Origin of the sequence: Methylobacterium hispanicum (assembly GCF_022179285.1) — a bacterium.
GTDB lineage: Bacteria > Pseudomonadota > Alphaproteobacteria > Rhizobiales > Beijerinckiaceae > Methylobacterium > Methylobacterium hispanicum.
Genome location: NZ_BPQO01000003.1, coordinates 85,492 through 111,462, shown reverse-complemented (window position 1 = coordinate 111,462; position 25,971 = coordinate 85,492). Strand labels below are relative to the sequence as shown.

The 25,971-nt window shown below is 74.0% G+C and carries 21 protein-coding genes; 11 read left to right on the top strand and 10 right to left on the bottom strand.

Annotation, left to right across the window (positions count from 1 at the left end; translation table 11 throughout):
• Window positions 1-3: 3 nt before the first annotated feature.
• From MFF56_RS04495 to MFF56_RS04480, 4 genes are all read right to left on the bottom strand, one after another.
• A complete protein-coding gene (locus MFF56_RS04495; protein WP_066924529.1) occupies window positions 4-948 on the bottom strand; it encodes a methyltransferase in 945 nt (314 codons plus the stop codon).
• The gene (gene gntA, locus MFF56_RS04490) at window positions 945-1,736 is read right to left on the bottom strand and encodes a guanitoxin biosynthesis heme-dependent pre-guanitoxin N-hydroxylase GntA (protein WP_238229620.1); all 792 of its coding nucleotides are present in this window, start codon (window positions 1,734-1,736) and stop codon (window positions 945-947) included. Before gntA ends, MFF56_RS04495 begins: the two co-directional genes overlap by 4 nt.
• A gap of 403 nt (window positions 1,737-2,139) precedes the next feature.
• A complete protein-coding gene (locus tag MFF56_RS04485; RefSeq protein ID WP_238229582.1) occupies window positions 2,140-3,816 on the bottom strand; it encodes a methyl-accepting chemotaxis protein in 1,677 nt (558 codons plus the stop codon).
• Window positions 3,817-3,995: 179 nt separating this feature from the next.
• Window positions 3,996-4,721 (bottom strand): TetR/AcrR family transcriptional regulator, encoded by a 726-nt coding sequence (locus MFF56_RS04480; RefSeq protein ID WP_238229581.1) that lies wholly within the window; start codon window positions 4,719-4,721, stop codon window positions 3,996-3,998.
• A 117-nt stretch (window positions 4,722-4,838) separates the two neighbouring features.
• On the opposite strand from MFF56_RS04480, the gene MFF56_RS04475 reads away from it, so the two are divergent.
• The 5 genes from MFF56_RS04475 to MFF56_RS04455 all read left to right on the top strand — a co-directional run bounded on the left by MFF56_RS04475 (window position 4,839) and on the right by MFF56_RS04455 (window position 10,523).
• Window positions 4,839-5,546 carry a PspA/IM30 family protein gene (locus MFF56_RS04475; protein WP_066918498.1) on the top strand — a complete coding sequence of 236 codons (708 nt, stop codon included), beginning with the start codon at window positions 4,839-4,841 and terminating at the stop codon, window positions 5,544-5,546.
• Between the two features lie 57 nt (window positions 5,547-5,603).
• Complete coding sequence (locus MFF56_RS04470) at window positions 5,604-5,879, top strand: YiaA/YiaB family inner membrane protein (RefSeq protein ID WP_066918500.1); 276 nt, start codon at window positions 5,604-5,606, stop codon at window positions 5,877-5,879.
• Between the two features lie 91 nt (window positions 5,880-5,970).
• Window positions 5,971-6,792 carry an FAD binding domain-containing protein gene (locus MFF56_RS04465; RefSeq protein ID WP_238229580.1) on the top strand — a complete coding sequence of 274 codons (822 nt, stop codon included), beginning with the start codon at window positions 5,971-5,973 and terminating at the stop codon, window positions 6,790-6,792.
• Window positions 6,792-9,557 (top strand): molybdopterin-dependent oxidoreductase, encoded by a 2,766-nt coding sequence (locus tag MFF56_RS04460; RefSeq protein WP_066927018.1) that lies wholly within the window; start codon window positions 6,792-6,794, stop codon window positions 9,555-9,557. The genes MFF56_RS04465 and MFF56_RS04460 overlap by 1 nt, the downstream gene beginning before the upstream one ends.
• Before the next feature lie 24 nt (window positions 9,558-9,581).
• A complete protein-coding gene (locus tag MFF56_RS04455; RefSeq protein ID WP_066927020.1) occupies window positions 9,582-10,523 on the top strand; it encodes a glutaminase in 942 nt (313 codons plus the stop codon).
• Window positions 10,524-10,590: 67 nt separating this feature from the next.
• Here MFF56_RS04455 and MFF56_RS04450 read toward each other — a convergent pair whose 3' ends face one another.
• Complete coding sequence (locus MFF56_RS04450) at window positions 10,591-10,776, bottom strand: DUF2735 domain-containing protein (protein WP_066927022.1); 186 nt, start codon at window positions 10,774-10,776, stop codon at window positions 10,591-10,593.
• Between the two features lie 449 nt (window positions 10,777-11,225).
• Between MFF56_RS04450 and MFF56_RS04445 the strand changes: the two genes are divergently transcribed.
• A complete protein-coding gene (locus tag MFF56_RS04445; protein WP_066927023.1) occupies window positions 11,226-12,266 on the top strand; it encodes a glutamine synthetase beta-grasp domain-containing protein in 1,041 nt (346 codons plus the stop codon).
• A 193-nt stretch (window positions 12,267-12,459) separates the two neighbouring features.
• A complete protein-coding gene (locus tag MFF56_RS04440) occupies window positions 12,460-12,756 on the top strand; it encodes a PilZ domain-containing protein (protein ID WP_066927025.1) in 297 nt (98 codons plus the stop codon).
• Between the two features lie 40 nt (window positions 12,757-12,796).
• Here MFF56_RS04440 and MFF56_RS04435 read toward each other — a convergent pair whose 3' ends face one another.
• The 3 genes from MFF56_RS04435 to MFF56_RS04425 all read right to left on the bottom strand — a co-directional run bounded on the left by MFF56_RS04435 (window position 12,797) and on the right by MFF56_RS04425 (window position 14,245).
• Window positions 12,797-13,027 (bottom strand): hypothetical protein, encoded by a 231-nt coding sequence (locus tag MFF56_RS04435; RefSeq protein WP_238229579.1) that lies wholly within the window; start codon window positions 13,025-13,027, stop codon window positions 12,797-12,799.
• 341 nt (window positions 13,028-13,368) lie between these two features.
• Complete coding sequence (locus MFF56_RS04430) at window positions 13,369-13,659, bottom strand: hypothetical protein (protein WP_066927026.1); 291 nt, start codon at window positions 13,657-13,659, stop codon at window positions 13,369-13,371.
• Window positions 13,660-13,864: 205 nt separating this feature from the next.
• Window positions 13,865-14,245, bottom strand: a complete 381-nt coding sequence (locus MFF56_RS04425) for a DUF6481 family protein (RefSeq protein ID WP_066927027.1) — start codon at window positions 14,243-14,245, stop codon at window positions 13,865-13,867.
• 881 nt (window positions 14,246-15,126) lie between these two features.
• Between MFF56_RS04425 and MFF56_RS04420 the strand changes: the two genes are divergently transcribed.
• Window positions 15,127-17,058 carry an autotransporter assembly complex protein TamA gene (locus MFF56_RS04420; RefSeq protein WP_066927031.1) on the top strand — a complete coding sequence of 644 codons (1,932 nt, stop codon included), beginning with the start codon at window positions 15,127-15,129 and terminating at the stop codon, window positions 17,056-17,058.
• Window positions 17,058-21,413: a translocation/assembly module TamB domain-containing protein gene (locus MFF56_RS04415; RefSeq protein WP_373324020.1), complete on the top strand. Its 4,356-nt coding sequence runs from the start codon at window positions 17,058-17,060 to the stop codon at window positions 21,411-21,413. Before MFF56_RS04420 ends, MFF56_RS04415 begins: the two co-directional genes overlap by 1 nt.
• A 169-nt stretch (window positions 21,414-21,582) precedes the next feature.
• Here the strand turns inward: MFF56_RS04415 and MFF56_RS04410 are convergent, their stop codons facing one another.
• Complete coding sequence (locus tag MFF56_RS04410; RefSeq protein WP_066918341.1) at window positions 21,583-21,909, bottom strand: HesB/IscA family protein; 327 nt, start codon at window positions 21,907-21,909, stop codon at window positions 21,583-21,585.
• Between the two features lie 191 nt (window positions 21,910-22,100).
• Here MFF56_RS04410 and MFF56_RS04405 point away from each other — a divergent pair, with 191 nt between their 5' ends.
• Entirely contained in the window at window positions 22,101-23,348 is a 1,248-nt protein-coding gene (locus tag MFF56_RS04405; RefSeq protein ID WP_066918343.1) for a deoxyguanosinetriphosphate triphosphohydrolase, read from the top strand.
• A gap of 22 nt (window positions 23,349-23,370) precedes the next feature.
• Here the strand turns inward: MFF56_RS04405 and MFF56_RS04400 are convergent, their stop codons facing one another.
• Complete coding sequence (locus MFF56_RS04400; protein WP_238229577.1) at window positions 23,371-23,883, bottom strand: hypothetical protein; 513 nt, start codon at window positions 23,881-23,883, stop codon at window positions 23,371-23,373.
• Window positions 23,884-24,211: 328 nt separating this feature from the next.
• Between MFF56_RS04400 and argS the strand changes: the two genes are divergently transcribed.
• Window positions 24,212-25,966: an arginine--tRNA ligase gene (gene argS, locus MFF56_RS04395; protein WP_238229576.1), complete on the top strand. Its 1,755-nt coding sequence runs from the start codon at window positions 24,212-24,214 to the stop codon at window positions 25,964-25,966.
• The last annotated feature ends 5 nt before the right edge of the window (window positions 25,967-25,971 follow it).

The window sequence follows — 25,971 nt, the reverse complement described above, 5'->3', positions numbered from 1 at the left end:
GCCTCAGCCCTCCCGGGTCGCGACGAGGACGGCCAGCGCGATGCGGTCGGCCCGCGCGTAGGCCGGGTCCGCCAGTTCCTCGCCGTAGGCGTCCGGATCGTATTCCCGGTACTGGGCGGAGAGGCCAGCGCGGGCACAGGCCGTCAGCGCCGCCTCGCGGAACGGATCCTCGCCCTCGACGATGACCGAGCCCGTGAACAGGACCAGGGCGCCGCGCGGGTTCAGGCGCTCGGCCGCCGCCTCGACGACCGCGAGCGACAGGCCCTCGCCGAACGCGCCGCCGCCGTGCCGGTAGGTGCGCCCTTGCGCGTCGAGCATGAAGGGCGGGTTCGAGACCACGAGGTCGAAGCGGCCCTCGGTACCCGAGAGGAGGTCGCTCGACACCGGCACCGTGCCGGTGACGCCCGCGAGCCGGGCGTTGAGCGCCGCAGCGGCGAGCGCGTTCGGGTTGACGTCGACGAGGAGCACCTCGGCGCCGGGCGCCCGCTTGGCGACCGCGATGCCCGCCGCCCCGCTGCCGCAGCCGACATCGACCGCCCGCCGCACCGGTGCCTCGCGCCCCGCGAGATACTGGGTCACGGACGCCACGAAGCGCATCGTGTCGGGCCCGAAGAACACGGCGTCCTGGGCGGTGGGCGGGTAGGCCGCGTGCACGAAGAGTTCCCCATCGAGGCTCGACAGGCGGATCGTGGCGCGCCAGAGGTCGCCCGCCCGCGCGAGGATCCCGGCCTCGCGCATCAGCCCGAAGAGGTCCGGCGGCACGAGATCCTCGGCGAAGGGCCGGCTCCAGCCGAACACGTCGCGCAGCGACCGGGCGGGCGCGTCGCCCATGCGGCGGGCGACGTGCGCGTGGGTGGCGGGCGTCACCGTGGTGAAGGCGTAGTCCCGGGCGCGCAGGGCGGCCACCAGCGCCACGAGGGCGTCGTCCGAGGTCCAGGGCGCGCTCACGGCTTCTGACCCTCGCCTTCGGCATCCGGGCCCGCAGCCTCGGCGAGACGGCGCGCGTCGAAGGCGCCCGCGCCGAGATCCCGGGCCACCGCCGCCCAGTCGGCGGGCTCGGGCGCGCCGCGCCGGAACGGGCAGGCCCAGTCGGCCGGCACCGCGCGGCCGCTGTACTGCACCGCCTCCGAGCGCTCGCCGTGGCGGGCGAGCATCGGGTTGACGGAGCCCGCCAGATCGACGTCGCGGGCCAGGATCGTCTCGCGCAGGCGCTCGTAGCGCCCTTCCGCGCGCAGCCGCTCGAACTGGTCGTGCAGGTTGAAGACGAGGACGGGCGCCTCGAAGCGGCGGGCGAGCCGGCTCGCCCGCGGGTGCAGGCCGACGATGAAGAAGGCCTCGCCCGCGAGACTCAAGGAGAAGTGCGGGTCGTCCGGATCGTCGGCGACGCGGGGGTCGGCGGCGTGGCCGATGCGGCAATCCTGGTCGGCGAGCGCCTGGGCGCGGGCCCAGAGCGCGCCCTCGAAGGTCTCCTCCGAGAGGTCGTGCGGGCCCTCGAACACCACGGCGAAGCTCTGGAACAGGTCGGGCCGCGCCTTGTAGCGGCCCAGGAAGGCGAGGAGCGCCCCGTAGAGGCGCGCGTCGTCCTGGCCGCCCGTGATGTCGCGCGCGACCGCGATGCGCAGGCGCCCGCGGGTGAGGGCGGACTTGGCCCCGACGCAGGGGAAGGGCGGGTTTCGGATGAAATCGCGAAACCGCTCGGCCAGGGGATGGGTCGCATCGTCCCCGGGAAGGGGCAGCGGCCCCTGCGGGAGGCCGGCATGCCGGGGAACCTGACGCGGGTGGGCTACCTGTTGCATGGGCACCTGTCGCTGTCGCACGGGCGCGTTCGCGCCACGCGGCTGCGGCAACGCCCTGCAGTTACGGCTCAGTCCGGACCGGACACGAGGAAGTCGAACGGCCGCGCTTGCGCCGTCGATCTGGTGCGGAGAACCGGAGCGGTGCTCAATGGTTCCGCAAATGGCATCCCGAACGGTGCGACATATGCTTATCGTATCGGATCAAATACGCCGATGATCCTGACCTATGTTGGCCCTACCTGATCCAAGTTAAGAAAAGACCGGTGGATAACCGACCTGCCTGTCGGCAGATCCTGAGGGAGACCCGCGCCGCCGCTCGCGAGCGGCGGCGCGGAGGCGGGCCTCAGGCGGCGCGCACGGTGGCGAGGAAGCGCTGCACCTCCGCCGAGAGATGCTCGGACTGGCGCGACAGCTCGGAGGCCGAGGCCAGCACCTGGGCGGCGGCCGCGCCCGTCTCCTCGGCCGCCCCCGCCACCCCCGCGATGTTCACCGTCACCTCGCTGGTCCCCGTCGAGGCCTGGGCGACGTTGCGCACGATCTCCTGGGTCGCCGCGCCCTGCTCCTCCACCGCCGCCGCGATCTGGGCCGCCACGCCCGAGATCTCGCGGATGCGCGTGCCGATCCCGCCGATGGCGCCGACCGCCTGATCCGTCGAGCCCTGGATCCGGCCGATCTGCGTTGAGATCTCCTCCGTCGCCCGCGCCGTCTGGGCGGCGAGCTCCTTCACCTCGGCGGCCACCACCGCGAAGCCGCGCCCCGCCTCGCCGGCGCGCGCCGCCTCGATCGTGGCGTTGAGCGCCAAGAGGTTGGTCTGGCCGGCGATCTGCGAGATCAGCGCCACCACGTCGCCGATGCGGCTGGCGGCCTGGGCCAGATCCTGCACGAGGCCGGCCGTGGCGTCGGCCTCCGCCACCGCGGCCTGGGCGAGGTCGGCCGAGCCAGAGACCTGCCGGCCGATCTCGGCCACCGACGAGCCGAGTTCCTCCGCCGCCGCCGCAACGGTGTTGACGTTGGAGGCCGCCTGGGCGGCGGCCGCCGCGACGCTGCTGGACTGACCCGCCGTCTGGCCCGCGGTGGCGCTCATGCCCTGGGCGGTGGCCTGCAATTCGCTCGCCGCGGACGAGACCATGCCGACGATGCCGCCGACCGCCTGCTCGAAGCCGTCGGCCAGCTGGCGCATGCCGGCCCGGCGCTGCTCCTCGGCGGAGGCGCGGGCGAGGGCCGTCTCCGCCTCCAGCGCGCGGGTCCGGACGAGGTTCTCGCGGAACACTTGCACGGCGCCCGCCATCGCGCCGATCTCGTCGCGGCGCCCGCCATAGGGAATCTCGGAGTCCGTGTCCCCGCCAGCGAGGCGCCGCATCGCCCCGGTCATGCGCTCGATCGGGCGCGACACGCCGAGGAAGCAGAAGGCCATTGCGCCGAGCGCGATCAGCACGGCGACGCCGAGCATCAGCAGCGTCGCGCGGGTGGCCGAGGCCTGCTCGGCACGGACCTCCGCGTCGGCGGTCCTGGCCGCCGCGAGGTTGACGTCCACGAGGGCGCGCGCCGCGCCGGAGACCGCGAGGTAGTTCGCGTTCATCGGCCCGCGGAAGAAGGCCATGGCCTCGTCGTGGCGCTCGGCCGGGAAGGCGCGCAGCCGGTCCCAGTCCGGCTTCAGCAGGGCGAGCTTGGCGAGGAGGTCGTCGTAGACCTTCTGCTCCGCCGCCGAGCTGACGCGCGCGCGATAGAGCTCGATCTGCCCGTTCCGGTCGTTCGCGAACTCGGCGACCTTGGCCAGGCTCTCGGCCCGCGCGGTGTCGCTCTCGGCCGTGACGTAGCGGAACTGCCAGAGCCGCGTGCGGATGATGGTGGCGTTGATGCCGTGCGCGGCATTGACCGACGGGATCGTGTCGTCGAGCAGCAGCGTCGTCCGGGCCGCAACCGCGTCGAGCTTGACGAGCGCCAAGCCGCCCTGCGCCAGCGCCAGGACGAGCATCAACCCGAACAACCCTGCCAACCATTGCTTGAGGTTGAGCGCCATCGCCGTATCCTTATCGTCCTAGATCGTCGTCAACAGTCCTCCCGTTAGTCACACATCATTAACGATCATATAAAGGCCGCGACTTGATTGAAACATCTGCGTAACCTGTCGTGCCATGAAGCGAAGGTTGACTTCCGCCTCATCGCAGATGCGAATTTTTTCTTGACCGACGATCGGACTTAGTCCCGGCGAGCCAGACCTGCCGCCATGGCCCGGACCAGCGTCTCGAGCTGTACTCCGAGCGTCGCGGCGGGCAGCGCCATGCGCTGCTCGTCGAGCCCCAGGGCGACGATGCCGTGGGTGGCCGAGAACAGGCTGCGGGCGAGCAGCCGGCGCTCCGGCTCCGGCAGGTCGGGGCGGAGCGCGCCCAGGGGGCGCTCGATGCGGCTGAACAGGCGCGCCTGCTCGGCCACGTACCAGTCCGGCGCCCGCTGCCCGGGCGGCGGCCGGTGCCGGAACAGCGCGTCCCAGCGCAGCGGATGCGCCTCTGCGAAGGCCAGGTAGGCCAGGCCGAGCCGCACAAGCTCGTCGGCGGCCGCGCCCGGGCCGGCGATCGCCCCGCCCGGCCGCCCGACGGGTCCGAGCGCCGCGTCGAACAGGTTGAGGGTGCGCAGGTTCACCGCGAGCGCCAGGGCGTCGAGATCGGGAAACACGGTGTAGATCGCCCCGACCGCGCAGCCCGCCTCCCGCGCCAGATCCCGCGCCCGGAGCCCGGAGAGCCCCTGGGCCGCGACGGTGCGCTCGGCGGCGCTCACCAGGGCCTCCCGCAGGGCCGCCCGGCGCTCCTCGCGACGGTCCTCGCGCGCGTCCTCGCGACGGCCCTCGCGCGCGTCCTCGCGACGGTCCTCGCGACGGTCCTCGCGCGCGTCCTCCGGCGCGCCGCCGGGGCGGTCGCCGGCGCTCACGCGCCCGCTCCGTCGCGCCGCGGACGCGGCGCCGCAGGTGCCGAAACGCACTGAACACTGTTCATGACCGTGCGACCAAGCTTCTCATGAACATCGTTCACGGAGCGGAGCGAGCCCATGTTCAAGCTGTTCGAGACCCTGTTGCGTGGCCAGGCGGCGCGGGCCGCCGAGGAGATCTTCGATCGTAACGCGCTGCTGATTCTGGACCAGCAGATCCGCGAGACCCGCGCCGGGCTGGAGCGGGGCCGGCAGGCGCTCGCCGTGGCGGTGGCGGGCGACCGGGCGGAGGCGCGGCGCCTGGAGGAGGCGGAGGCGCGCATCGCCGCACTGGAGGCGCAGGCGGTGGCCGCCCTCCGGGGCGGGCGCGAGGACCTCGCCGGAGAGGCGGCCGGGGCCATCGCCGACCTCGAGGCCGAGCGCGACGCGCTCACGGCGGCGCGGGCCCGCTTCGCCGCCGAGATCGGGCGCATCCGGGAGCGCGTCGCCGAGGCGACGCGGCGGCAGGCCGAGCTGGAGCGGGGCCGGCGCGTCGCCGCCGCGCAGGAGGCGGTCCGCCGCCTCGGCGCGGGCGCCGCCCGGCAGGACGCCGCCACCTTGCGCGAGGCCGAGGCGACGCTGGCGCGGCTCCGCGCGCTCCAGGCCGAGGCCGCCGACACGGAGGCGGCGCTGGCCGAGGCCGAGCCCGGCCGGGACATCGGCGCGCGCCTGGAGCGGGCCGGCTTCGGCCCGGCGGAGGGATCCTCCGGGACGCCGACCGGCGGCGCCGTGCTGGAGCGCCTGCGCCGACGCGCCGCCGAGCCGGCCGCGGCCGCCGCGACCGCCTGATCCATCGCCCGATCCCTTCGACGCATCCCCTCGTCCCGATTATCAGGAGACACGCGCATGACCCACGACCCGTCGCAGCAGCACTCCTCCGGCTGGGTGAGCTTCACCTACGCCTCGTTCGCCGGCTCCGTCGCGATGGTGGCGCTCGGCATCGTGTTCATGCCGATCGACATCTGGCTCAAGGGCTACTTCGCCATGGGCACGGTGATGCTGATCCAGTCCTGCGTGACGATGACCAAGACGGTGCGCGACGTCCACGAATCGCGCCGCATGGTCAACCGCATCGAGGACGCCCGCACCGAGCGCCTGCTGATGACGGCGGGCAAGGAGTAGCGGCTGGGCGGAGCGCGCCCCGCTTGAGCCCGGCCCCGCATCCGCGATACCCGCGGAGGGAGATGGACGGAGTCTTGCGAGGGCGCTCCGCATGGACCTCAACACGATCGAGAGCGTGCTGGCGCCCCGCGGCCGGGAGGCCCTGCCGCCCTGGCGGCCGGGCGATGCGTGGCTCGCCGGCGGGACCTGGCTGTTCTCCGAGCCGCAGCCGCAGCTCGCCCGCCTCGTCGATCTCGCGGGCCTCGGCTGGGCGCCGCACGCGATCTCGGCGGCGGGCCTCGAACTCGCCGCCACCTGCACCATCGCGGCCCTGGAGCGGCTCGACCTGCCCGCGGACTGGGCGGCGCGCCCGCTCGTCGGGCAGTGCTGCCGGGCGCTGCTCGGCTCGTTCAAGGTCTGGAACGCGGCGACCGTCGGCGGCAACCTCTGCCTCGCCCTGCCGGCCGGGCCGATGATCGCGCTCGCCTGCGCCCTCGACGGCACCGGCCTGATCTGGACGCCGGAGGGGGCGGAGCGGCGTCTCCCCGTGCTCGACCTCGTGCTCGGGCCGCGCGCGACGGCGCTGCGCCCCGGCGAGGTGCTGCGCCGGATCGACCTGCCGGCCGAGGCGCTGCGCCGCCGCAGCGCGTTCCGGCGCATTTCCCTGAGCCCGAACGGCCGCTCCGGCGCGCTGCTGATCGGCACGCGGGACGGGGCGGGAGCCTTCGCCCTCACGGTGACGGCCGCGACCCGCCGGCCGCTGCAGGTCCGCTTCGCCGCCGTGCCGGACGCGCCCGCGCTCGAAGACGCGCTCGCGGCGATCCCGGAGGACATCTGGCACGACGACGTGCACGGCGCGCCGGACTGGCGCCGCCACGTCACGGGGCTGCTCGCCGCGGAGATCCGGGACGAGCTCGCGGGGGAGGGGGCGTGATGCGGCTCACCGTCAACGGGCAGGCGCAGGCGGCCGACGCCCGCCCCGGCCAGTGCCTGCGCACCTACCTGCGCGGCCTCGGCTGGTTCGGCGTCAAGAAGGGCTGCGACGCGGGCGATTGCGGCGCCTGCACGGTCCACCTCGACGGCGAGCCCGTCCACGCCTGCATCACCCCGGCCTTCCGGGCGGCGGGGCGGGCCGTCACCACGATCGAGGGCCTCGCCGGCCCCTGCGCGCCGGGCGCGCCCGTGCCCGCGGACCTCCACCCGATGCAGGCGGCCTTCCTGGCCGCGCAGGGCTTCCAGTGCGGCTTCTGCACCCCCGGCCTGGTGATGACGGCCGCCGCCCTCGACCAGGGCCGTCGCCGGGACCTCGACGCCGCGCTGAAGGGCAACCTCTGCCGCTGCACCGGCTACGGCGCGGTCGCCGACGCGCTCGACGGGCTCGCGCGGGCCGAGACGCCGGAGCCCGGCGCCGACCCGGTCGGGCGCTGCCTGCCGGCGCCGGCGGGACCCGCCGTCGTGACGGGGCGCGCCGCCTACACGCTCGATCTCGCGCCGCCGGGCCTGCTGCACATCAAGGTGCTGCGCGCGCCCCACGCGAGCGCCCGCATCCGCGCGATCGACGCGGGGGCGGCGCGCGCCCTGCCCGGTGTCGTCGCGGTGCTCACCCACGCGGACGCGCCGGAGCGCCCCTTCTCGACCGCCCGCCACCACGACCCGCGCGACGACGCCGCCGACACCCGCGTGCTCGATCCGGTGATCCGGTTCATCGGCCAGCGCGTCGCCGCGGTGGTGGCGGAGAGCGAGGCGGTGGCCGAAGCCGCGATCCGCCTGATCGCCGTCGATTACGAGATCCGCCCGGCGGTGCTCGACCCGGAGGCGGCGCTGGCGCCCGGCGCGCCGCTCGTGCACGACCCCGCCGACCGCCCCGCCCCGGAGCCCGGCGCCGACGCGCCCCCGCGGCACAGCCACCCGAACCTCGCGGCCGAGGCGCACGGGCGGATCGGCGACGTCGAGGCCGGCTTGGCCGAGGCCGACGCGGTGCACGAGGGCACCTACGTCTCGCAGCGGGTGCAGCACGCGCATCTGGAGACCCACGCGGCGATGGGCTGGCTCGACGCGGACGGGCGCCTCGTCATCCGCGCCTCGACCCAGGTCCCCTTCCTCACCCGCGACGCGCTCTGCGCGCTCTACGACCTGCCGCGCGAGCGGGTGCGCGTCGTCTGCGGCCGGGTCGGCGGCGGCTTCGGCGGCAAGCAGGAGATGTTGACCGAGGACCTGGTCGCACTGGCCGTGCTGAGGCTGAAGCGCCCCGTGGTCTGGGAACTCACCCGCGAGGAGCAGTTCGCGGCCACCGCCACCCGCCACCCGATGCGGGTGCGGGTGCGCCTCGGCGCGAAGGCCTGCGGCACGCTCACCGCCATCGCGCTCGAGGTGCTCGCCGAGACCGGCGCCTACGGCAACCACGCGGGCGGCGTGCTGCACCACGGCTGCAACGAGGTGATCGCGGTCTATCGCTGCCCGAACAAGCGGGTCGACGGGTACAGCGCCTACACCAACACCCTGCCCGCCGGGGCGTTTCGCGGCTACGGCCTGAGCCAGACCATCTTCGCGATGGAATCGGCGATGGACGAACTGGCCCGCGCCCTCGGCATCGACCCGTTCGCGCTGCGCCGCCGCAACGCGGTGCGGCCGGGCGACCCGATGGTCTCGACGAGCCTGGAGCCGCACGACGTGCGGTACGGCAGCTACGGCCTCGACCAGTGCCTCGACCTCGTCGAGGGCGCCCTGCGGGCTCTGCCGGAACCGGAGACCGAACCCGGCTGGCGCGTAGGGCAGGGGATGGCGCTCGGCATGATCGACACGATCCCGCCCCGGGGCCATCTCGCCGAAGCGCGGATCCGGCTCGGCGCGGACGGCCGCTACACGCTCCGGGTCGGCACCGCCGAGTTCGGCAACGGCACCGCCACCGTGCACGCCCAGCTCGCGGCCGCGGCTCTGGGCACGAGCCTCGACCGGATCCGCCTGGAGGCGGGCGACACCGACGCGGTCGGCTTCGACACCGGCGCCTACGGCAGCACCGGCATCGTGGTCGCGGGCCAGGCGACCCACAGGGCCGCGTGCGCGCTGGCCGAGGCGCTGCGGACGGCGGCGGCCGCGCGGCTCGGGGCCGACCCGGGGACGGGGCGCCCGGAGGCCGACGGCCTGACCTTTCCGGAGGGGCAGGTGCCGCTCGCCGACCTCGCCGGCCTGGAGGCCGAGGGGCACGCCACCGGCACGCCCCGCTCGGTCGCCTTCAACGTGCAGGCCTTCCGGGTCGCGGTGCACGAGGGCACGGGCGCGGTGCGCATCCTCGACAGCATCCACGCGGCCGATGCGGGCCGGGTGATCAACCCGATGCAGTGCCGCGGCCAGATCGAGGGCGGGGTGGCGCAGGCGATCGGCGCCGCGCTCTACGAGGACATGCGGCTCGACGACGGCCGGGTCGTCACCCGCAGCTTTCGCGACTACCACGTCCCGGCCTTCGCGGACGTGCCGCGCACGCGGGTGCTGTTCGCCGAGACCCACGACACGGTCGGCCCGCTCGGCGCCAAGTCGATGAGCGAGAGCCCGTTCAACCCGGTCGCCGCCGCGCTGGCCAGCGCGATCCGCGACGCCACCGGCCACCGCCCGACCGCAACCCCCTTCGCCCCCGACCGGATCTTTCGCGGCGTGTCGGCGGCCTCCCGCCGGAACACGCAAGCCATGAGTCCGCCCGCATGAGTCCGCCCGCATGAGCCCGCCCGCATGAGCCACACGGCCGCCGAACTCGAACAGGCCGTCCGCGAGATCGCCGAGGAGATGCGCGAGCGGCCCGACCGCGGCGCGGTCGCCGACTACATCCCGGAACTCGCCACCGTCGATCCGCGCCGCTTCGGCATCGCGGTGATCGACACGCAGGGCCGCGTCGCGACCGGGGGCGACGCGGACGCGCCCTTCTCGATCCAGAGCATCTCGAAGGTCTTCACCCTGACGCTGGCGCTCGGCATGGTCGGCGACCGGCTCTGGCGCCGGGTCGGGCGGGAGCCCTCGGGCAGCCCCTTCAACTCGATCGTGCAGCTGGAGCGCGAGCGCGGCATCCCGCGCAACCCCTTCATCAACGCGGGCGCGATCGCGGTCACCGACGTGATCCTGTCCGGCCACCAGCCGCGGGAGGCGCTCGGCGAGATCCTGCGCTTCCTGCAGTTCCTGGCGCAGGATAGTTCGATCGTCATCGACGAGGCGGTGGCGGCATCCGAGCAGCGCACGGGATTCCGCAACGCGGCGCTGGCCAACTACATGAAATCCTTCGGCGTGCTCGACAATCCGGTCGTCTACACGCTGGGCGTCTACTTCCACCACTGCGCCATCGCGATGTCCTGCCGCCAGCTCGCCACGGCCGGGCAGTTCCTGGCCCATGCGGGCCGCAACCCGGTCACGGGCCACACCGTGATCTCCGCCGAGCGGGCGCGCCGCATCAACGCGATCATGCTGACCTGCGGCCACTACGACGGCTCGGGCGATTTCGCCTACCGGGTCGGCCTGCCCGGCAAGAGCGGAGTGGGGGGCGGCATCCTGGCGGTGGCGCCGGGCCGGGCCTCGATCGCGGTCTGGTCGCCGGGGCTGGACGCCGCCGGCAACTCGCATCTCGGCCGCATCGCGCTGGAAACCCTGACCCGGCGCATGGGCTGGTCGATCTTCGGGGTGTGAGGCGGCACGGGTCCCGCGCCGCGGGGCGGGAGAGGCGCCGTCGGCCGCTCAGGGCGGCCAGCCGCCCTCACCGGCCCCGCGGGGTCCGGTTGCGCTCGGCCTCCTCCTGGATGGCGGCCTCGTGGTAGCCGCCGTCGACGGCGCAGACCTGCGGGGCGGCGGCGGGCGCGGCCGGGCGGGCCCCCTGGCCGGCGCGGCCGCCCACCGGGAACGTGTAGATCTTGGCGGTGGGGCGGTGAAGGTCCGTGTTCATGGGGCGCGACGCTCCCTGTCAGCGATGGGGTCTCAACGCATCGGCGGCGCTGTCGACGGGAAGATGCCTACTCTTTGCGCGTTCTGCACTCCATAAATCAGCTTTTGCCGGCAATTTGCGCACACAGCCCCTTGCGGAATCCTTTGCCGCCTGATCGCTCACGATTCCGAAGATCGCTGCCTGTTCGCTGTGCGATTTCGAGGCCCGCCCGGCACTGCCCAGAAGGCGGGCATTAACCCGGAGCCGGCAGAGGAGGGCGCGGCGGGAGCGAGACAAGCCGCGCGCCCTCCCTCCGGTTCCATCGCCGACCCGCATTCCGCGTCGCGGCTCGCCCTCGCGTGTGGCACGGGCCGTGCAAGGGGGCCGCCGAGCCGTCGCCGGCGCGCGAGGCCGGCGTGCAGGGTCCGCGTTCGCCAAGGCTTTTGCCAGGGTTTGACGAGAGAATCACGATGACGAAGTACAAGCTCGAATACATCTGGCTCGACGGCTACACGCCGGTCCCAAACCTGCGCGGCAAGACCCAGATCAAGGAATTCTCCGAGTTCCCGACCCTCGAGCAGTTGCCGATGTGGGGCTTCGACGGCTCCTCGACCAAGCAGGCCGAGGGCGGCTCCTCCGACTGCATGCTGAAGCCGATCCGCCACTTCCCCGACCCGGCCCGCACCAACGGCGTACTGGTGCTCTGCGAGGTGATGATGCCGGACGGCGTCACCCCGCACGAGTCGAACAAGCGCGCCACCATCCTCGACGACGAGGGCGCGTGGTTCGGCTTCGAGCAGGAGTACTTCCTCTACCAGAACGGCCGCCCGCTCGGCTTCCCCGAGAGCGGCTACCCGGCCCCGCAGGGCCCGTACTATTGCGGCGTCGGCGCCTCGAACGTCGGCCCCGTGGCGCGCAAGATCGTCGAGGAGCATCTCGACCTCTGCCTCGCCGCCGGCATCAACCACGAGGGCATCAACGCCGAGGTGGCCAAGGGCCAGTGGGAGTTCCAGATCTTCGGCAAGGGCTCCAAGAAGGCCGCCGACGAGATGTGGATGGCCCGCTACCTGCTCCAGCGCCTCTGCGAGCAGTACGAGATCGACATCGAGTACCATTGCAAGCCGCTCGGCGACACCGACTGGAACGGCTCGGGCATGCACTGCAACTTCTCGACCGCCCACCTGCGGGAGGTCGGCGGCAAGGCCTATTTCGAGGCCCTGATGGCGGCCTTCGAGAAGAACCTGCACGATCACATCGCCGTCTACGGCCCGGACAACGACAAGCGCCTGACCGGCAAGCACGAGACGGCGCCCTGGAACAAGTTTTCCTACGGCGTGGCCGACCGCGGCGCCTCGGTCCGCGTGCCGCACTCCTTCGTGAAGAACGACTACAAGGGCTATCTCGAGGATCGCCGCCCGAACTCGATGGGCGACCCCTACCAGATCGCCAGCCAGGTGCTGAAGACGATCTCCGAGGTTCCGACCGGCGCGGCCGCCGCGGCCGCAGCCTGATCCACGCGGCGGCCTCCCCGCCGCACCCCGACGGTCCCGAGGGGCCGGCGATCCGAGAGGATCGCCGGCCCCTTCGCACGTCCGGAACCCCGCCGCGTTAAGCCTAACCGCGCTTTAACGGCAGATCGGACTGCGAATTCCTTCCCAGGCGCGTTCCGACCTGAGATGATCGTCGGACACGGAAGGAGATGACATGAGCGAGCGGCGACGGCAGGGGCGGAGCCGGACATTCCTCGGCGGCGCGATCACCTTCAACCACGGTGCGCAGACGCTGTCCTGCCGCATCCGCAACCTCAGCGCCGAGGGCGCGCGCCTGGATTTCAGCGGTGCCGTGCCGCTCCCCGACGAGATCGATCTCGCGATTCCGCTGCGCGACGAGGTGCGGCGCGTCCGGGTGGTCTGGCGGCGGGACGATTGCCTCGGCGTCGCCTTCCTGCCCCGGCCGTCCAACCTGATCGATCTCGCCGGCGCCCGTCGCGCGCGGGCCTGAGCGCGGGCCGCGCGGCGGGGCCCGGATATCGGACGATGCCCTAGCGGCGGTGCTTCGCCCGGCGCATGCAGGCGTGGTAGATCTGCCGGCCCAGCGCCTCGGGCTCCAGGCCGCGCGGATTGGGCGCCGAGAACACCCGGCCCCGGGCCTCGTTGCGGCAGGCGGCGTCCTGCGGCCCGCGGATCGGCGGCTCCGCCCGCGCCCCGTCCGCGGCGAGCGCCGCCAGCGTCATCCCGAGACAGGCCCCGATCATCGCGCGCGTGCTGGCCATCGTACGGATCACCTCCCTGCGGCCCCGTGCGGGCCGATGCCCGGAACAATAGTGCGCCCCGGCCTCGGAGGAAGCGGAGCCGGCCCGATCCTGAGACCTCGCGCGCGAGCGACGGCGCCGTGCCCCGGCTCGACGACCTCCGCGACGATCGCGCACCAGATCATGCGCCGCATCAACGATCCGCGCCATCCCTTGGTATAGGAACGCCTTTTCACCCGTCGAGCGAATCCTGAGGCCGCGCACCAGCAAAGCTCCGCAACCCATTGAAAACCGTGCGGTCTCTGGATTTTTTCGCGCTGACCGCCCAGTCCGGAGGCTCCGAACCGGTGGAGGGCGCCCCCTCAGGGCATCACCCACAGGCAGCCGCCCGTCGCCAGAGCGAGGCATTCGTAGGGCGCGCCGCCCACCATCGCGCGGTGCTCGACCGCCCCGACCGCGTCGCGCGGGACCAGACGGCAGCCGGGCTGACTGGAGACCTGCGCCGCGGCGCGCACCCGGTCCTCGCCCGCGCGTGCGGCGAGCTGGCGCAGGGCCACGAGGTTCTCGCAGGCCGGAACCGCGCCGGCCGGCCCCTGGGCCATGGCCGGGAGCGCGACGAGGAGCATCGGAAGCGTAGGGAGCAGGCGGCGCATCGCTCGATTCCGCGTGGGTCGGGAGACGAGCACATGGAACGCGCCGGCCGCGCGCCAAGGGGATCCCTGCGCCAAGGGGATCCCTGCGCCAGGGGAGCCGGCCGGCGGAGGCCCGACATGGCGACGCCGCCCGCGCCGGGGGCGCGGACGGCGTCGATGGATCGTCGATCCGGTACCGGGGCGGCGGCCCGAGGGCCGCGCCGTCTCAGCGCTTCACCTTCGCCTTGGCCTTGCGGGCGGCGTAGCGGGCGTCACGCGCTTCCTTCTTGGCGTTGAGCTCGGCGGCCTTGCGCTCCTGCAGGGCCTGCGCCTCGGCCTGCTCGCGGGCGATCTGGGCGGCGAGTTCCGCCTCCTCGCGGGCGCGCTTCTCCTCCGCGGCCTTCAACTCGGCGGCGACGCGGGCAGCCTCGCGCTCGCGGGTGCGCTCCTCACGGGCGCGCGTGACCGCGGCGCGGGCCTCGGCCTTGGCCCGGACCTCCGGGTCGTCGGCCGGCGGGCGGGCCTTGAACTTGGCCAGCAGGGCGGCCTTGGCGTTGGCGGAGTTCTGGCGGCGGTCGTCGAAGTTCCTGTAGTCGAATGCGCTCATCTGGCCTTTCTCGTTCGGTGTTCGATGTCGTGCTTCCGTCCAGCCCCACCGGACCGGTTCGGTCGGGCTGGACGACGGGTGCGGACCGCGAGCCTCGGGCTCGGGCCGTTCTCGGATTGGGACGGACCGCCAATGACCGATGCGTCCGCCCGATGCAACCGACGTCGGCGCCCGCAAGGGCCCGCTTCGGTAACATTTGTCGTCCTTCCGACGAAAGTTTTCGTGACGGATGCCGAAATACCTCAACCGGGCCGGTCATCGCGGCGCGTGAGAGCCGCTCCGGCCCGGACCGCGGAGCCAGGCTCGCGCGTCGGGCCGTCGATCCGGACGCTGCCTGAGGTAGGGTGTCGTACCCGATCCGGCAAGGTCGCGGCGCGCCCTCCGGTGCAGCCCAGGCATCCCTCCGCCGCGTGCCGGGCGGCGCGCCAGCCTGTGGACGACCCTGTGCGGAATGCGTGGCGAACCCCTGCGCGACGAGACGCGCGAACGGCCCCGGCGCGCCCCGCGACACCGTGCCGGGACCCTTGAGGTTGCCGGGCCGGGCCCGTGCGGCTAGGCTTGCCCATTCGCGGGTGGGGGCCTGCGGGGGGATCGGTGGGGCTCGCGCCCGCCCCCTCCGGTCTCCCGGTCGCGGCCCGTCCGCGGTCCCGCTCGCCCGGAGCCGCCGTGCCGGGCCGGCACCTGAAGCGGGGGGCTTCAACCATGACGACCGCATCGCCGGGTTCCGGCCCGTTCGGACGCGTCTCGAACGCACCGCGCCGCGCGACCGCGCGCGCGCCGGGAGGCACGCGGTCGCGCCCCGCGTGAGGAGCCGCCCACCCCCGTGCGATCCCCGGGCCTCGGCCGGCGGGCAGGCCGGCGCGTGGCTCGCGCGGGCGGGCCTGTGGGCCGGGCTGGCGGCCGCCCTCGGCGGCCCGGCACCGGCAGCCGCCTTCGACCTGTTCGGGCTGTTCGGCGATAGCGAGGCGCCGCTCCAACCCTCCGCCACGGCGCTGCCCTACGACGTGAAGGTGCGCGGCGCGGACGACGACGCCCTCGTCACCGCCCTGCAGGACGCCTCCAGCCTGTACAAGCTCCGCCGCGAGCCGCCCCCGGACGGGGAGGGGCTGGCGCGCCGCGGCGAGGCGGACCTGCGCAAGCTCCCCGAGGTGCTGGAGGGCTACGGCTACTACGCGGGCCGGGCCGCGGTGCGGGTCGGCGACGTCACGCTCTCCGGCGAGGCCTCGCTGGACCGGGCCGCCCGCGCGGCGGAGATCGAGCGCGGCCGGGCGCTCGTGCCGGTGAAGATCGCGGTCGATCCGGGCCCGCTCTACCACCTGCGCCGTGTCGCGGTGCTGGATCCGGCGGGCCGGCCGCTGCCCGCCGAGCTGATCCCCGAGCGCCTGACCCGGGTCGATCCCGACACCCCGGCCCGCTCGGCCACGGTGCTCGCCCGCGAGGCGGCGGTCGTCGATCGCCTGCGCGGGCTCGGCCACCCCTTCGCCAAGGTGGTCCGGCGCGACCCCGTGGTGGACGACGCCGCGCGCGCGATGGACGTGACGCTGACGCTCGATGCCGGCCCGAAGGCGGGGCTCGGGCCGGTCGCGGTGCGGGGCGCCGAGGGCGTCGATCCGGCGGTCATCCGCTCCTTCATCTACACCGAGCCGGGCGACCCCTATTCGCCCAAGGCGCTCGCCGACATGCGCCGATCACTCGCGAAGATCGAGGCTCTGGGCTCGGTCCGGGTACGCGAGGGCGAGGCGCTCGATGCCGAGGGCAACCTGCCGATCTTCGTGGATCTCACCGAGCGGCCGCGGAACCTCGTCGGCGTGTCGGCCCGCTACTCGACCGTCGACGGGCCCGGCGTGCGGGCGACCTACACCAACCGCAACCTGTTCGGCGGGGGCGAGACGCTGCGGCTCGACGCCGACGTCTACTACCTCGGCAACGACCTCTACGCGCGCCAGCGCAAGCTCGCGGGGATCGACTCCAACGGCCTCGGCGGGCGGCTCGGCGCGACCTTCGTGAAGCCCGCGCTCTGGGGCTCGCGCACCGACCTCGTGATGAGCGCCTTCGCGGGCCGCGAGGCGCAGCAGAGCTACGTGGTCGATGCGGGCGGCGGTACGGTGGGCCTGCGCCAGCGCTTCTCCGACACGTTCTTCGCGCAACTCGGCATCGAGGGGCAGGCCGGCCGCTCGCAGGACGCGCTCGGCAAGGTCGATTACCGGCTGGTGGGGGTCGGCGCCTCGGTCGCCTACGACTCGACCGACAGCCTGCTCGACCCGACCCGGGGCGTGCGGCTCACGGCCTCCGCCACCCCCTACGCGGGCTTCCTCGGCTCCGATCCGTCGATCTTCGTGGCGAAGGCTCAAGGGGCGACCTACTGGGCGCTCGACGAGGATGCCCGCTACGTGCTCGCCGGCCGCCTCGGCTTCGGCTCGATCTCCGGGGCCTCGCTGGAGGAGATCCCGGCCAACATCCGTTTCTTCGCGGGCGGCGGCGGCTCGGTGCGCGGCTTTCCCTATCGCACGCTCGGGCCGCGCGGTCCCTTCGGCCTGCCGGTCGGCGGCAAGAGCCTGCTGGAGGCCTCGCTCGAGGCCCGCATCAAGGTCACGGACACGATCGGCGTGGTGCCGTTCTTCGACGCCGGCACGGCGTTCGCCGGCTCGCTGCCCAACTTCGACGAGCGCATCCGCACGTCGGTGGGCCTGGGGCTTCGCTACTACACCGGCATCGGCCCGATCCGTGTCGACGTCGCCTTCCCGCTCGACCGGATCAAGGGATACCACGAGCCCCCGGCCGCCCTCTACATCAGCCTGGGACAGGCGTTCTGATGGTGCTTTCGAGGTCTTTCGGACGGCCCCCGCGGCTCTCCCTCCCCCCTCTGCGGGGGAGGGTGTGGGTGGTCGCCGTCGCGGGCCTTCTGGTCCTGACTCTCTCCGGCCCCGTCACGCCCACCCGCGCGGCCGACGAGGGCGAGAAATCTGTCCTCGGCGGCCTCCTCTCCAAGGCCCTCTCCACCCCGTCCTCCCGGGTCGCGATCGGCGCGGTCGATGGGGCGCTCTCCTCGGATGCCACCATCCGCGACGTGGCGATCAGCGACCGCGACGGCGTCTGGCTGCGGCTCGACCGCGCCCGCATCGTCTGGCGGCGGCTCGCCCTGCTGTCGGGCCGCCTGGAGGTGGACAGCCTGGAGATCGGGAAGATCGCGGTGCTGCGCCGCCCGATCCCCGCCGCCCACCCGCCGACCGAGGAACCCGACGGCACCCTGCTGCCGGACCTGCCCGTGAAGATCGAGGTGAAGGGGTTTCGCCTCGACGAGCTGGCCCTGGCCGAACCCGTCGCCGGCCAGAACGCCCGGCTCGCGGCGAGCGGCAAGGTCCGTCTCGGCAACCCGGCCGAGGGGCTCGACCTGGATCTCAGCGTCAACCGGCTCGACGCGGGCGGCAGCTTCGCGGCCCGCCTGCTCTTCGTGCCGCAGGGCGAGCGGCTGGAGATCAAGACCGTGCTGAGCGAGCCCGCGGGCGGCCTGCTCTCGCGGGGCCTGAACGTGCCGGGCGAGCCGCCGGTCGCGCTCGACCTCGACGGGCGCGGCACCCTCGACGCCTGGAACGCCCGCCTGAACTTCGACGCGGGCGAGGGCATCGGCGCCAAGGGCGGCGCCCGGATCTCCCGGGTCGGGGCGGAGCGGCGCCTCGGCCTCGACCTCGCCGCCCGGGTCGAGGGCCTGCTGCCCGGACCGGCCGCGGCGGTCTTCGCCGGCACGACGAAGCTCGACGGGGCCATCGGCTTCGCCGACAGCGGGGCGCTGCGGATCGACCGGCTCGAACTCGCCTCCCGCACCGCGCGGCTGGAGGCCCGCGGCAGCCTGGACGCGGCGCGCAACGCCGACTTCCTGCTCCAGGCCCGCGCGGTGCCGACCGAGGGCGACGTCACCAGGACCGAGCGGGCCGAGATCCGCACGCTGGTGCTCGACGCGAGCCTCAAGGGCCCGCTCGGCCGGCCGAAGGTGCTGGGTACGCTGCGCGCCGCGGGCCTGCGCGCGGAGGACAGCGCGCTCGACCGGGTCGAGGCGAACATCCGGGCCGAGCCCGCCGACGCGCAGCGCTTCGCGCTCTCCGCCGACGCGCGGGTGGAGGGCTTGGCGCTCGCCGACCCGGCCCTGCAGCGGGCGATCGGCGGACGGGCCGCCCTCGATTTCGCCGGCAGCCTCGACCCCGACAACGTGCTCACCGTCTCGCGCCTCGCCCTGGAGGCGCCGACGCTCGCCGCGACCTATGCGGGGCGGATCGGCCGCAACACGCTCTCGGGCATGGCGGAGGGACGGCTCGGCGACGTCTCGGCCTTCTCAGGGATCGCCGGGCGGCGCCTCGCGGGCAGCCTCGCGGGCACGGCCAAGCTCGGCGGCGACCCGGCCCGCCGGGCGGTCTCGGCCGACGTGGACCTGCGCGCGGGCGACCTTGCGCTGGGCGAGCCGGTGCTCGACCGGCTGATCGGCGAGACGCCCCGCTTCACCGGCCGGCTCTCGACCGTCTACGACGGCTACGGCTTCGAGGCGGTGCGGCTCGAAGGCGCGCGCCTGATCGCCCGGCTGGAGGGCCGCGCCACCGCGCGGCTCGCCGACGCGCGGGCCGACATCGACCTGAAGGACCTCTCCGGGCTCGACGAGCGGCTCGGCGGCCGGGCCACCCTGTCGGGCCGGCTCACCGGCACCCTGGAGCGCCCGAACCTCGCCGCCGTGATCGAGGCCCCGGAGGCGAGCGCGCTCGGGCGCCCGATCCGGGCCTTGCGCGCCGACGCCACCGTCACGGACGCGCTGGGCCAGGCGGACGCCAACCTCAAGCTCGCCGGCAGCGTCGGCGGCAAGCCGCTCGCGGGCGGCCTCCACCTCGCCCGGGCGGGCGCCGACTGGCAGCTCGACCGGCTCGATCTCGGCCTCGGCTCGGTGAGCGTCGCAGGGCAGGGCCGGCTCGCCGCGGATTCCTGGCTGGCGGACGGCAAGCTCGCGCTGAAGGCCGGCGACCTCGACGACCTCTCGGCCCTGGCGCTGACCCGCCTCGGCGGCAGCCTGGAGGCCGACGTCGCGCTCTCCCGCGCGGGTGGCCGCCAGGACGCGGCGCTGAAGGCGCGCGCGGCGCAGATCCGCGCCGGGGAGATCGGCCTCGCCCGGCTCGACGCCGACCTCGCGGGCTCGGACCTGCGTGCCGCGCCGCGCCTCGACGGGCGGCTCGAGGCGGACCGGCTGACCGCGGCGGGCGAGAGCCTCGACACGGTCCGCCTGACCGCGACCGGCGGGCCCCAGGCGACCGACCTCGTGCTCGCGGCCAAGGCCCGCGGCTTCGACCTCGACGGCGCCGCCCGGCTGATGCCGGGCCCGCCGCTGCGGCTCGCGCTCGCCCGCTTCAGCGCGGCGCGCGGGGCCGACCGGCTGGCGCTCGCCGTGCCCGCCACGCTCACCTTCGCGGACGGCGCGGTCGCGGTGGACAGCCTCGCGGTGGCGGCGGGCTCGGGTCGCCTCTCGCTCGCCGGCCGGGCGGGCCGCGACGCCCTCGACCTGAAGGTTGGCATCAAGGCCCTGCCGCTGGCGCTCGCCCGGATCGCCAGCCCGAAGCTCCAGATCTCCGGCACCCTCGACGGCGAGGCCGACCTCGCCGGCACGCCGGAGCGGCCGAGCGGCCGCTACAGCCTGAACCTCGCCCGGGTGGTGACGCCCGAGACCCGCCGGGCCGGCCTGCCGCCGGTCGAGGCGCGCGCCTCCGGCACCCTCAGTGACGGCCGGATCGGCATTGACGGCCGGGTCAGCGCGGGCCGCGGCGCGGACCTCGCGCTCGGCGGCTCGCTGCCGGTCGATCCCGACGAGGCCCTGGCGCTCACCGCCCGCGGCACCCTCGACGCGGCGCTCGCCAACAGCCTGCTCAGCGCCACCGGGCAGCGGGTCGGCGGGCGCGTGGCGATCGATGCCCGGGTCGGCGGCACGCCGGCCGCGCCCCGGGCCGAGGGCGCGGCGACGCTCTCGGGCGGCAGCTTCACCGACCCGCTCCAGGGCATCCGTCTCACCGACATCCAGGGTCGGGCGGTCGGGCGCGGCGACACGATCGTGCTGGAACGCCTGACTGCCGCGACCCGCAACGGCGGCACGCTCAGCGCCGAGGGCCGCGTCGCGCTGGAGCCGGCCCGGGGCTTCCCGGGCAGCCTTCGCATCGCCGGGCGCAACGCCGAGCTGGTATCGAGCCCCCTCGTCACCGCGGTGGCGGGGCTCGACCTCTCCTTGAGCGGACCGCTGGCGCAGCGGCCGACCATCACCGGCCGGGTCGATCTCGCCTCGGTCGAGGTCTCGGTGCCCGACCGCCTCCCCGCGACCGTGAAGCCGCTGCCGGGCACGCGGCGGGTCAACACCACGCCGGAGGTGCGGGCCCGCCTCGCCAGCCGGCCGCAGGTGCGCCAGCCCGCCGCGGGCAAGCGGGGCCGGGCCGCGGCGCCCTTCGACGCCACCCTCGACGTGCGCGTGGAGGCGCCGAACCGCATCTTCGTGCGGGGCCGCGGCATCGACGCCGAGCTCGGCGGGAGCTTGCGCGTCACCGGCTCCTCGCGGGATCCAGGGGCGACCGGCGCCTTCGAGATGCGCCGCGGGCGGCTGCAGATCATCGGCCAGCGCCTCGACTTCACCCGCGGGCGCCTGACCTTCGGGGGCGAATTGACCCGGCCGGACCTCGACTTCCTGGCCGAGACCAAGGCCACCGACATCACGGCCCGCATCGCGGTGACGGGCCCGGCCAACCAGCCCGCCTTCGAGATCTCGTCGGACCCGACCCTGCCGCAGGACGAGGTGCTGTCGCGGCTCCTCTTCAAGAAGGCCTCGGGCAGCCTGTCGCCGTTCCAGGCGCTGCAGCTGGCCCAGGCCGTGTCGCAGCTCTCCGGCGGGGCGGGGGGCCCGGACGTGTTCGAGGCGGCCCGCAAGGGGCTCGGCCTCGACAGCCTCGACGTCTCGACCGGCACCAGCGGCGGCCCGGCGGTCGGCGCCTCGCGCTACCTCTCGGACCGGCTCAGCGTCGGCGTGAAGGCCGGCGCCAAGCCCGCCGACACGGGCGCGGTGATCAACTACGACGTGACGCGCCGGGTGAAGGTCCAGGGCGAGGCCGGCAGCGACGGCCGCACCAGCCTCGGCGTCGGCGCCGAGTGGGAGTGGTAGGGCACCGGGCCGAAATCCCGGATTCCAAAGGTCGAGACCTTTGGCGGGTGCAGGGCAGAGCCCTGCTGTTGGTCTCCTCCCCCGGCTCTGCCGGGGGAGGAGACCAATCCGGGGCTGCGCGCCCCGGGACCCCGCCCAAGGGCCTGAGGCCCTTGGGGATCCCCGGACCTTAGATCGAGAACGACGTGCCGCAGCCGCAGGAGGCCGTGGCCTGCGGGTTCACGATCTTGAAGGACTGGCCGATCAGGTCGTTCACGAAATCGATGGTCGAGCCACTCATGTACTCGAGCGAGACCGGATCGATCACCACGGTCGCGCCGTCGCGCTCCACCGCCACGTCCTGGTCGACGCGGTCGCGGGCGATGTCGAAGGCGTAGGAGAAGCCCGAGCAGCCGCCGCCGTTGACGCTGATGCGCAGCACGGAGCCGGCCGGCTCGGCGCCCATGATCTCGTTGATGCGCCGGGCGGCGCGGGGGGTCAGGGTGATCTCGGCCATGGATGCATCGGACATGGATCTACCGGAAGGCCTTGTGGGTAAGCGGGCGGCCGACGATTGCCGGGCGCCCTCCGGCCCACAAGATATGGGCGACGGACGGGCCCCGCAACGCGGCGGCAGGGCAGGGGAGCTCGGAAGAGGCGTCATGCGGGTATCGCGGCGGAGGCGGGTATCGCGGCGGAGGACGGTGCGTGCGGCCACCCGGTGAGCGCTGGCGCGCGCCCTACGCCACCGATCCGGCCTGCACGCGCGGTCGGCTGATCCCCGAGCCGGCCTCGCCGACCCGCAGCGCCTTCCAGCGCGACCGCGACCGCATCGTGCACGCCACCGCCTTCCGGCGGCTCAAGCACAAGACCCAGGTCTTCGTGCACCACGAGGGCGACCATTACCGCACGCGCCTCACCCACACCCTGGAGGTCAGCCAGATCGCCCGGGCGCTCGCCCGGGCGCTCGGCCTCGACGAGGATCTGGCCGAGGCGTTGGCGCTCTCCCACGACCTCGGCCACACCTGCTTCGGCCACACGGGCGAGGACGCGCTCGACGCCTGCATGGCGCCCTACGGCGGGTTCGACCACAACGCCCAGGCGCTGCGCATCGTGACGCGGCTGGAGCGGCGCTACGCCGGCTTCGACGGTCTCAACCTCGCCTGGGAGACGCTGGAGGGTCTGGTCAAGCACAACGGCCCGCTGCTGGAGGCCGACGGCACCCCGACGCCGCGCTACAGGCAAGCCGGCATCCCGGCAGCGATCCTCGAATTCGACGCGCTCTACCCGCTGGAACTCGCCAACCATGCCGGGCCGGAGGCGCAGGTCGCGGCGCTCGCCGACGACATCGCCTACGACAGCCACGACCTCGACGACGGCCTGCGGGCCGGCCTCTTCGACCTCGCCGATCTGGCGGCGGTACCCTTCCTCAAGGATCTCCTCGACGAGATCGACGGGCTCCACCCGAACCTCGAGACCTCGCGCAAGATCCACGAACTGGCCCGGCGGGTGATCACCCGCTTCGTCGAGGACCTGATCGGGCAGGGAGAGCGGCGCATCGCGGCGCTGGCGCCCGCGAGCGTGGAGGACATCCGCGCGGCGGGCGCGCCGGTCATCGCCTTCTCGCCGGCGATCGCGGCGGCGGATGCCGACATCAAGCGCTTCCTCTACGCGCGGATGTACCGCCATCCCGGGGTGATGGCGGTGCGCGCCAAGGCGAACGCCATCGTGGCCGACCTGTTCGCGGCCTTCTCGGCCGACCCGGCCCGGATGCCCGAGGAGTGGAGCGCGGGGCTGAGCGACGCCTCCGAGGCCCGGGTGGCGCGGCGGATCAGCGACTACATCGCCGGCATGACCGACACCTACGCGGTGCTCGCCCACCGGAGCCTCTTCCGCTCGACGCCGGACCTGCACTGGTCCCCGCCGAGCCGCGGCCTGCCGCTCGCCGAGCCCTGAGGCCGGGCGAGCGGGTGCGCGCCTACCAGCAGCCGCAGCCGGCGCTGTAGCCGTAGGCGGGGGCGGCGTAGCCGTAGGACGGGTAGCTGTAGCCGACCGGGGCGTAGCCGTAGGAGCCGTAGCCGTTCGTGCCGTAATAGGGCGCGCCGTAGCCGTAGCTGCCGGCCGCGAGCGTGCCCGCCGCGAGGCCGATCCCCGCGCCGGCGAGCCCGAGGCCGAGACCCCGGCCGTAGCCGCGCCCGCCGTAATAGCCCCGGCCGCCGTAGAATCCGCCGCGATAGCCGTAGCCGGCCGCCCGGTAGCCGAAGCCGCGCCCGCCATAACCCCCACCGTAGCCGAAGCCGCGGCCGGCGTAGCCGCGATAGCCGAAGCTCCGGCCGCCGTAGAAGCCGCGGTGACCCGCGAAGCCCCCGCCGTAACCGCCGCCGTAGCCGCCGCGATGTCCGCCGTAGCCGTAGGGGCCGGCCTCAGCGCCCGCGGGCGTCATCACCAGGCCGGCGCCGAGCGCCGCGCCAGCCAGAACAAGGGCCTTCATCTCGTGTTCTCCAGCGCGCGAAAGCGGCGCGACACGCAAGTCAACGCAAACTTGGCCGTGCCGGTTCAAGCCGGATATCTACGCAGATATTCCCATCCCGGTGGACAACACAGTCCTCATGCCCGGCGGGGCGACGCGCCCCCGGCCGCGGGCCCCGACGCCCGCGCCGACGCCCTGCCGTCAGTGCTGCCGTGACTTGCTGCCGTGACTTGCTGCCGTGACTTGCTACCGTGACTTGGACCGTCCCCCTTGCTATGCGCGGGCATCACGGCACGCGCCGCCCCCGTCCGTTCCGGGCGGCCCCTGCGACGGATCCGACGACACGATCATGAACATCTTCGCCCTGTTCGAGGCGCGCGTGCGCGAGGCCCTCGAAGCGCTGACCCGTTCCGGAACCCTGCCCGAGGGGCTCGACCTCTCCCGCGTGGTGGTCGAGCCGCCGCGCGACCCCAGCCACGGGGATCTGGCCACCAACGCCGCCCTGGTGCTGGCCAAGGAGGCGCGGTCCAACCCGAAGGCGCTCGGCGAGGCGCTGGCCGCGGAGCTGCGCGCCGACCCGCGCGTCACCGAGGCCGCCGTGGCGGGCCCGGGCTTCATCAACCTGCGGCTGGTGCCAGGCGTCCTGCACGACGTGGTGCGCGCCGCGCTCGCCGACCCGGCGGGCTTCGGCAGCGCGACGATGGCGGGCGGGCCGGTCAACATCGAGTACGTCTCGGCCAACCCGACGGGGCCGATGCATGTCGGCCACGGCCGCGGCGCGGTCTTCGGCGACGCGCTGGCGAACCTCCTCGTCGCGGCGGGCCGCGAGGTCGTGCGCGAGTACTACATCAACGACGCGGGCGCCCAGGTCGTGGTGCTGGCCCGCTCGGCCCACATCCGCTACCTCCAGGCGCTGGGCCGCAGCGACGCCGTGGTGGGGGAGGGGCTCTATCCGGGCGACTACCTGATCCCGGTGGGCCAGAGGCTCGCGGCGGAGTACGGCGACAGCCTCGCCGACAAGCCGGAATCCGAGTGGTTGCCGACCGTGCGCGACGCAGCGCTCGCCGCCATGATGGACATGATCCGCGACGACCTCGCGGCGATCGGCATCCGCCACGACGTGTTCTTCTCCGAGCGCGCGCTGCAGGACAGCGGCGCGGTGGGCGAATTGCTCGACGCGCTGCGGGCGCGCGGCCTCGTCTACGAGGGGCGCCTGCCCCCGCCCAAGGGCCAGCTGCCCGAGGATTGGGAGGACCGCGAGCAGACGCTGTTCCGCACGCGCGAGTTCGGCGACGATACCGACCGACCGCTGCTGAAGTCGGACGGCACCTACACCTACTTCGCGGCCGACATCGCCTACCACCGCGACAAGTTCCTGCGCGGTGCCCGCGAGATGATCGACGTGCTGGGCGCCGACCACGGCGGCTACGTCAAGCGCATGCAGGCGGCCGTGAAGGCGGTCTCGGAGGGTGAGGCCACCCTCGACGTGAAGCTCTGCCAGCTCGTGCGGCTGCTGCGCGCGGGCGAGCCCGTGAAGATGAGCAAGCGCGCGGGCGAGTTCGTGACCTTGCGCGAGGTCATCGACGAGGTCGGGCGCGACGCGATCCGCTTCATGATGCTCTACCGGAAGAACGACGCCACCCTCGATTTCGACCTCGCCAAGGTGGTCGAGCAGTCGAAGGATAACCCGGTCTTCTACGTGCAGTACGCCCATGCCCGCGCCCGCTCGGTGCAGCGGCAGGCCCGCGAGGCCTATCCCGACACGGATTTCTCGGACGCCGCGGCGCTCGCGGGGGCCGATCTCGGCATGCTCGCCGATTCGGGGGAGATCGAGATGATGCGCCTCGTCGCGCAGTACCCCCGGGTGCTGGAGGCGGCCGCCGTCGCGCACGAGCCGCACCGCATCGCCTTCCATCTCTACGAAGTCGCGAGTTCGCTGCATAGTTTCTGGAACAAGGGCAAAGACTTGCCGCAATTACGGTTTGTTAATGCAACGGACCGAAAGTCGACCGAGGCGAGGCTGGCCCTCGTCGAGGCCGTGCGGAACACGCTCGCTTCCGGTCTCGCAGTGCTGGGCGTCACCGCACCCGACGAGATGCGCTGACGCCC

Bases quoted from the DNA above. Each gene is read 5' to 3' on its own strand.
- MFF56_RS04485 (WP_238229582.1), bottom strand. From the start codon at position 3,816: ATGGCGCTCAACCTCAAGCAATGGTTGGCAGGGTTGTTCGGGTTGATG.
- MFF56_RS04475 (WP_066918498.1), top strand. From the start codon at position 4,839: ATGTTCAAGCTGTTCGAGACCCTGTTGCGTGGCCAGGCGGCGCGGGCC.
- MFF56_RS04470 (WP_066918500.1), top strand. From the start codon at position 5,604: ATGACCCACGACCCGTCGCAGCAGCACTCCTCCGGCTGGGTGAGCTTC.
- MFF56_RS04465 (WP_238229580.1), top strand. From the start codon at position 5,971: ATGGACCTCAACACGATCGAGAGCGTGCTGGCGCCCCGCGGCCGGGAG.
- MFF56_RS04460 (WP_066927018.1), top strand. From the start codon at position 6,792: ATGCGGCTCACCGTCAACGGGCAGGCGCAGGCGGCCGACGCCCGCCCC.
- MFF56_RS04455 (WP_066927020.1), top strand. From the start codon at position 9,582: ATGAGCCACACGGCCGCCGAACTCGAACAGGCCGTCCGCGAGATCGCC.
- MFF56_RS04450 (WP_066927022.1), bottom strand. From the start codon at position 10,776: ATGAACACGGACCTTCACCGCCCCACCGCCAAGATCTACACGTTCCCG.
- MFF56_RS04445 (WP_066927023.1), top strand. From the start codon at position 11,226: ATGACGAAGTACAAGCTCGAATACATCTGGCTCGACGGCTACACGCCG.
- MFF56_RS04440 (WP_066927025.1), top strand. From the start codon at position 12,460: ATGAGCGAGCGGCGACGGCAGGGGCGGAGCCGGACATTCCTCGGCGGC.
- MFF56_RS04435 (WP_238229579.1), bottom strand. From the start codon at position 13,027: ATGGCCAGCACGCGCGCGATGATCGGGGCCTGTCTCGGGATGACGCTG.
- MFF56_RS04430 (WP_066927026.1), bottom strand. From the start codon at position 13,659: ATGCGCCGCCTGCTCCCTACGCTTCCGATGCTCCTCGTCGCGCTCCCG.
- MFF56_RS04425 (WP_066927027.1), bottom strand. From the start codon at position 14,245: ATGAGCGCATTCGACTACAGGAACTTCGACGACCGCCGCCAGAACTCC.
- MFF56_RS04415 (WP_373324020.1), top strand. From the start codon at position 17,058: ATGGTGCTTTCGAGGTCTTTCGGACGGCCCCCGCGGCTCTCCCTCCCC.
- MFF56_RS04410 (WP_066918341.1), bottom strand. From the start codon at position 21,909: ATGGCCGAGATCACCCTGACCCCCCGCGCCGCCCGGCGCATCAACGAG.
- MFF56_RS04400 (WP_238229577.1), bottom strand. From the start codon at position 23,883: ATGAAGGCCCTTGTTCTGGCTGGCGCGGCGCTCGGCGCCGGCCTGGTG.
- argS (WP_238229576.1), top strand. From the start codon at position 24,212: ATGAACATCTTCGCCCTGTTCGAGGCGCGCGTGCGCGAGGCCCTCGAA.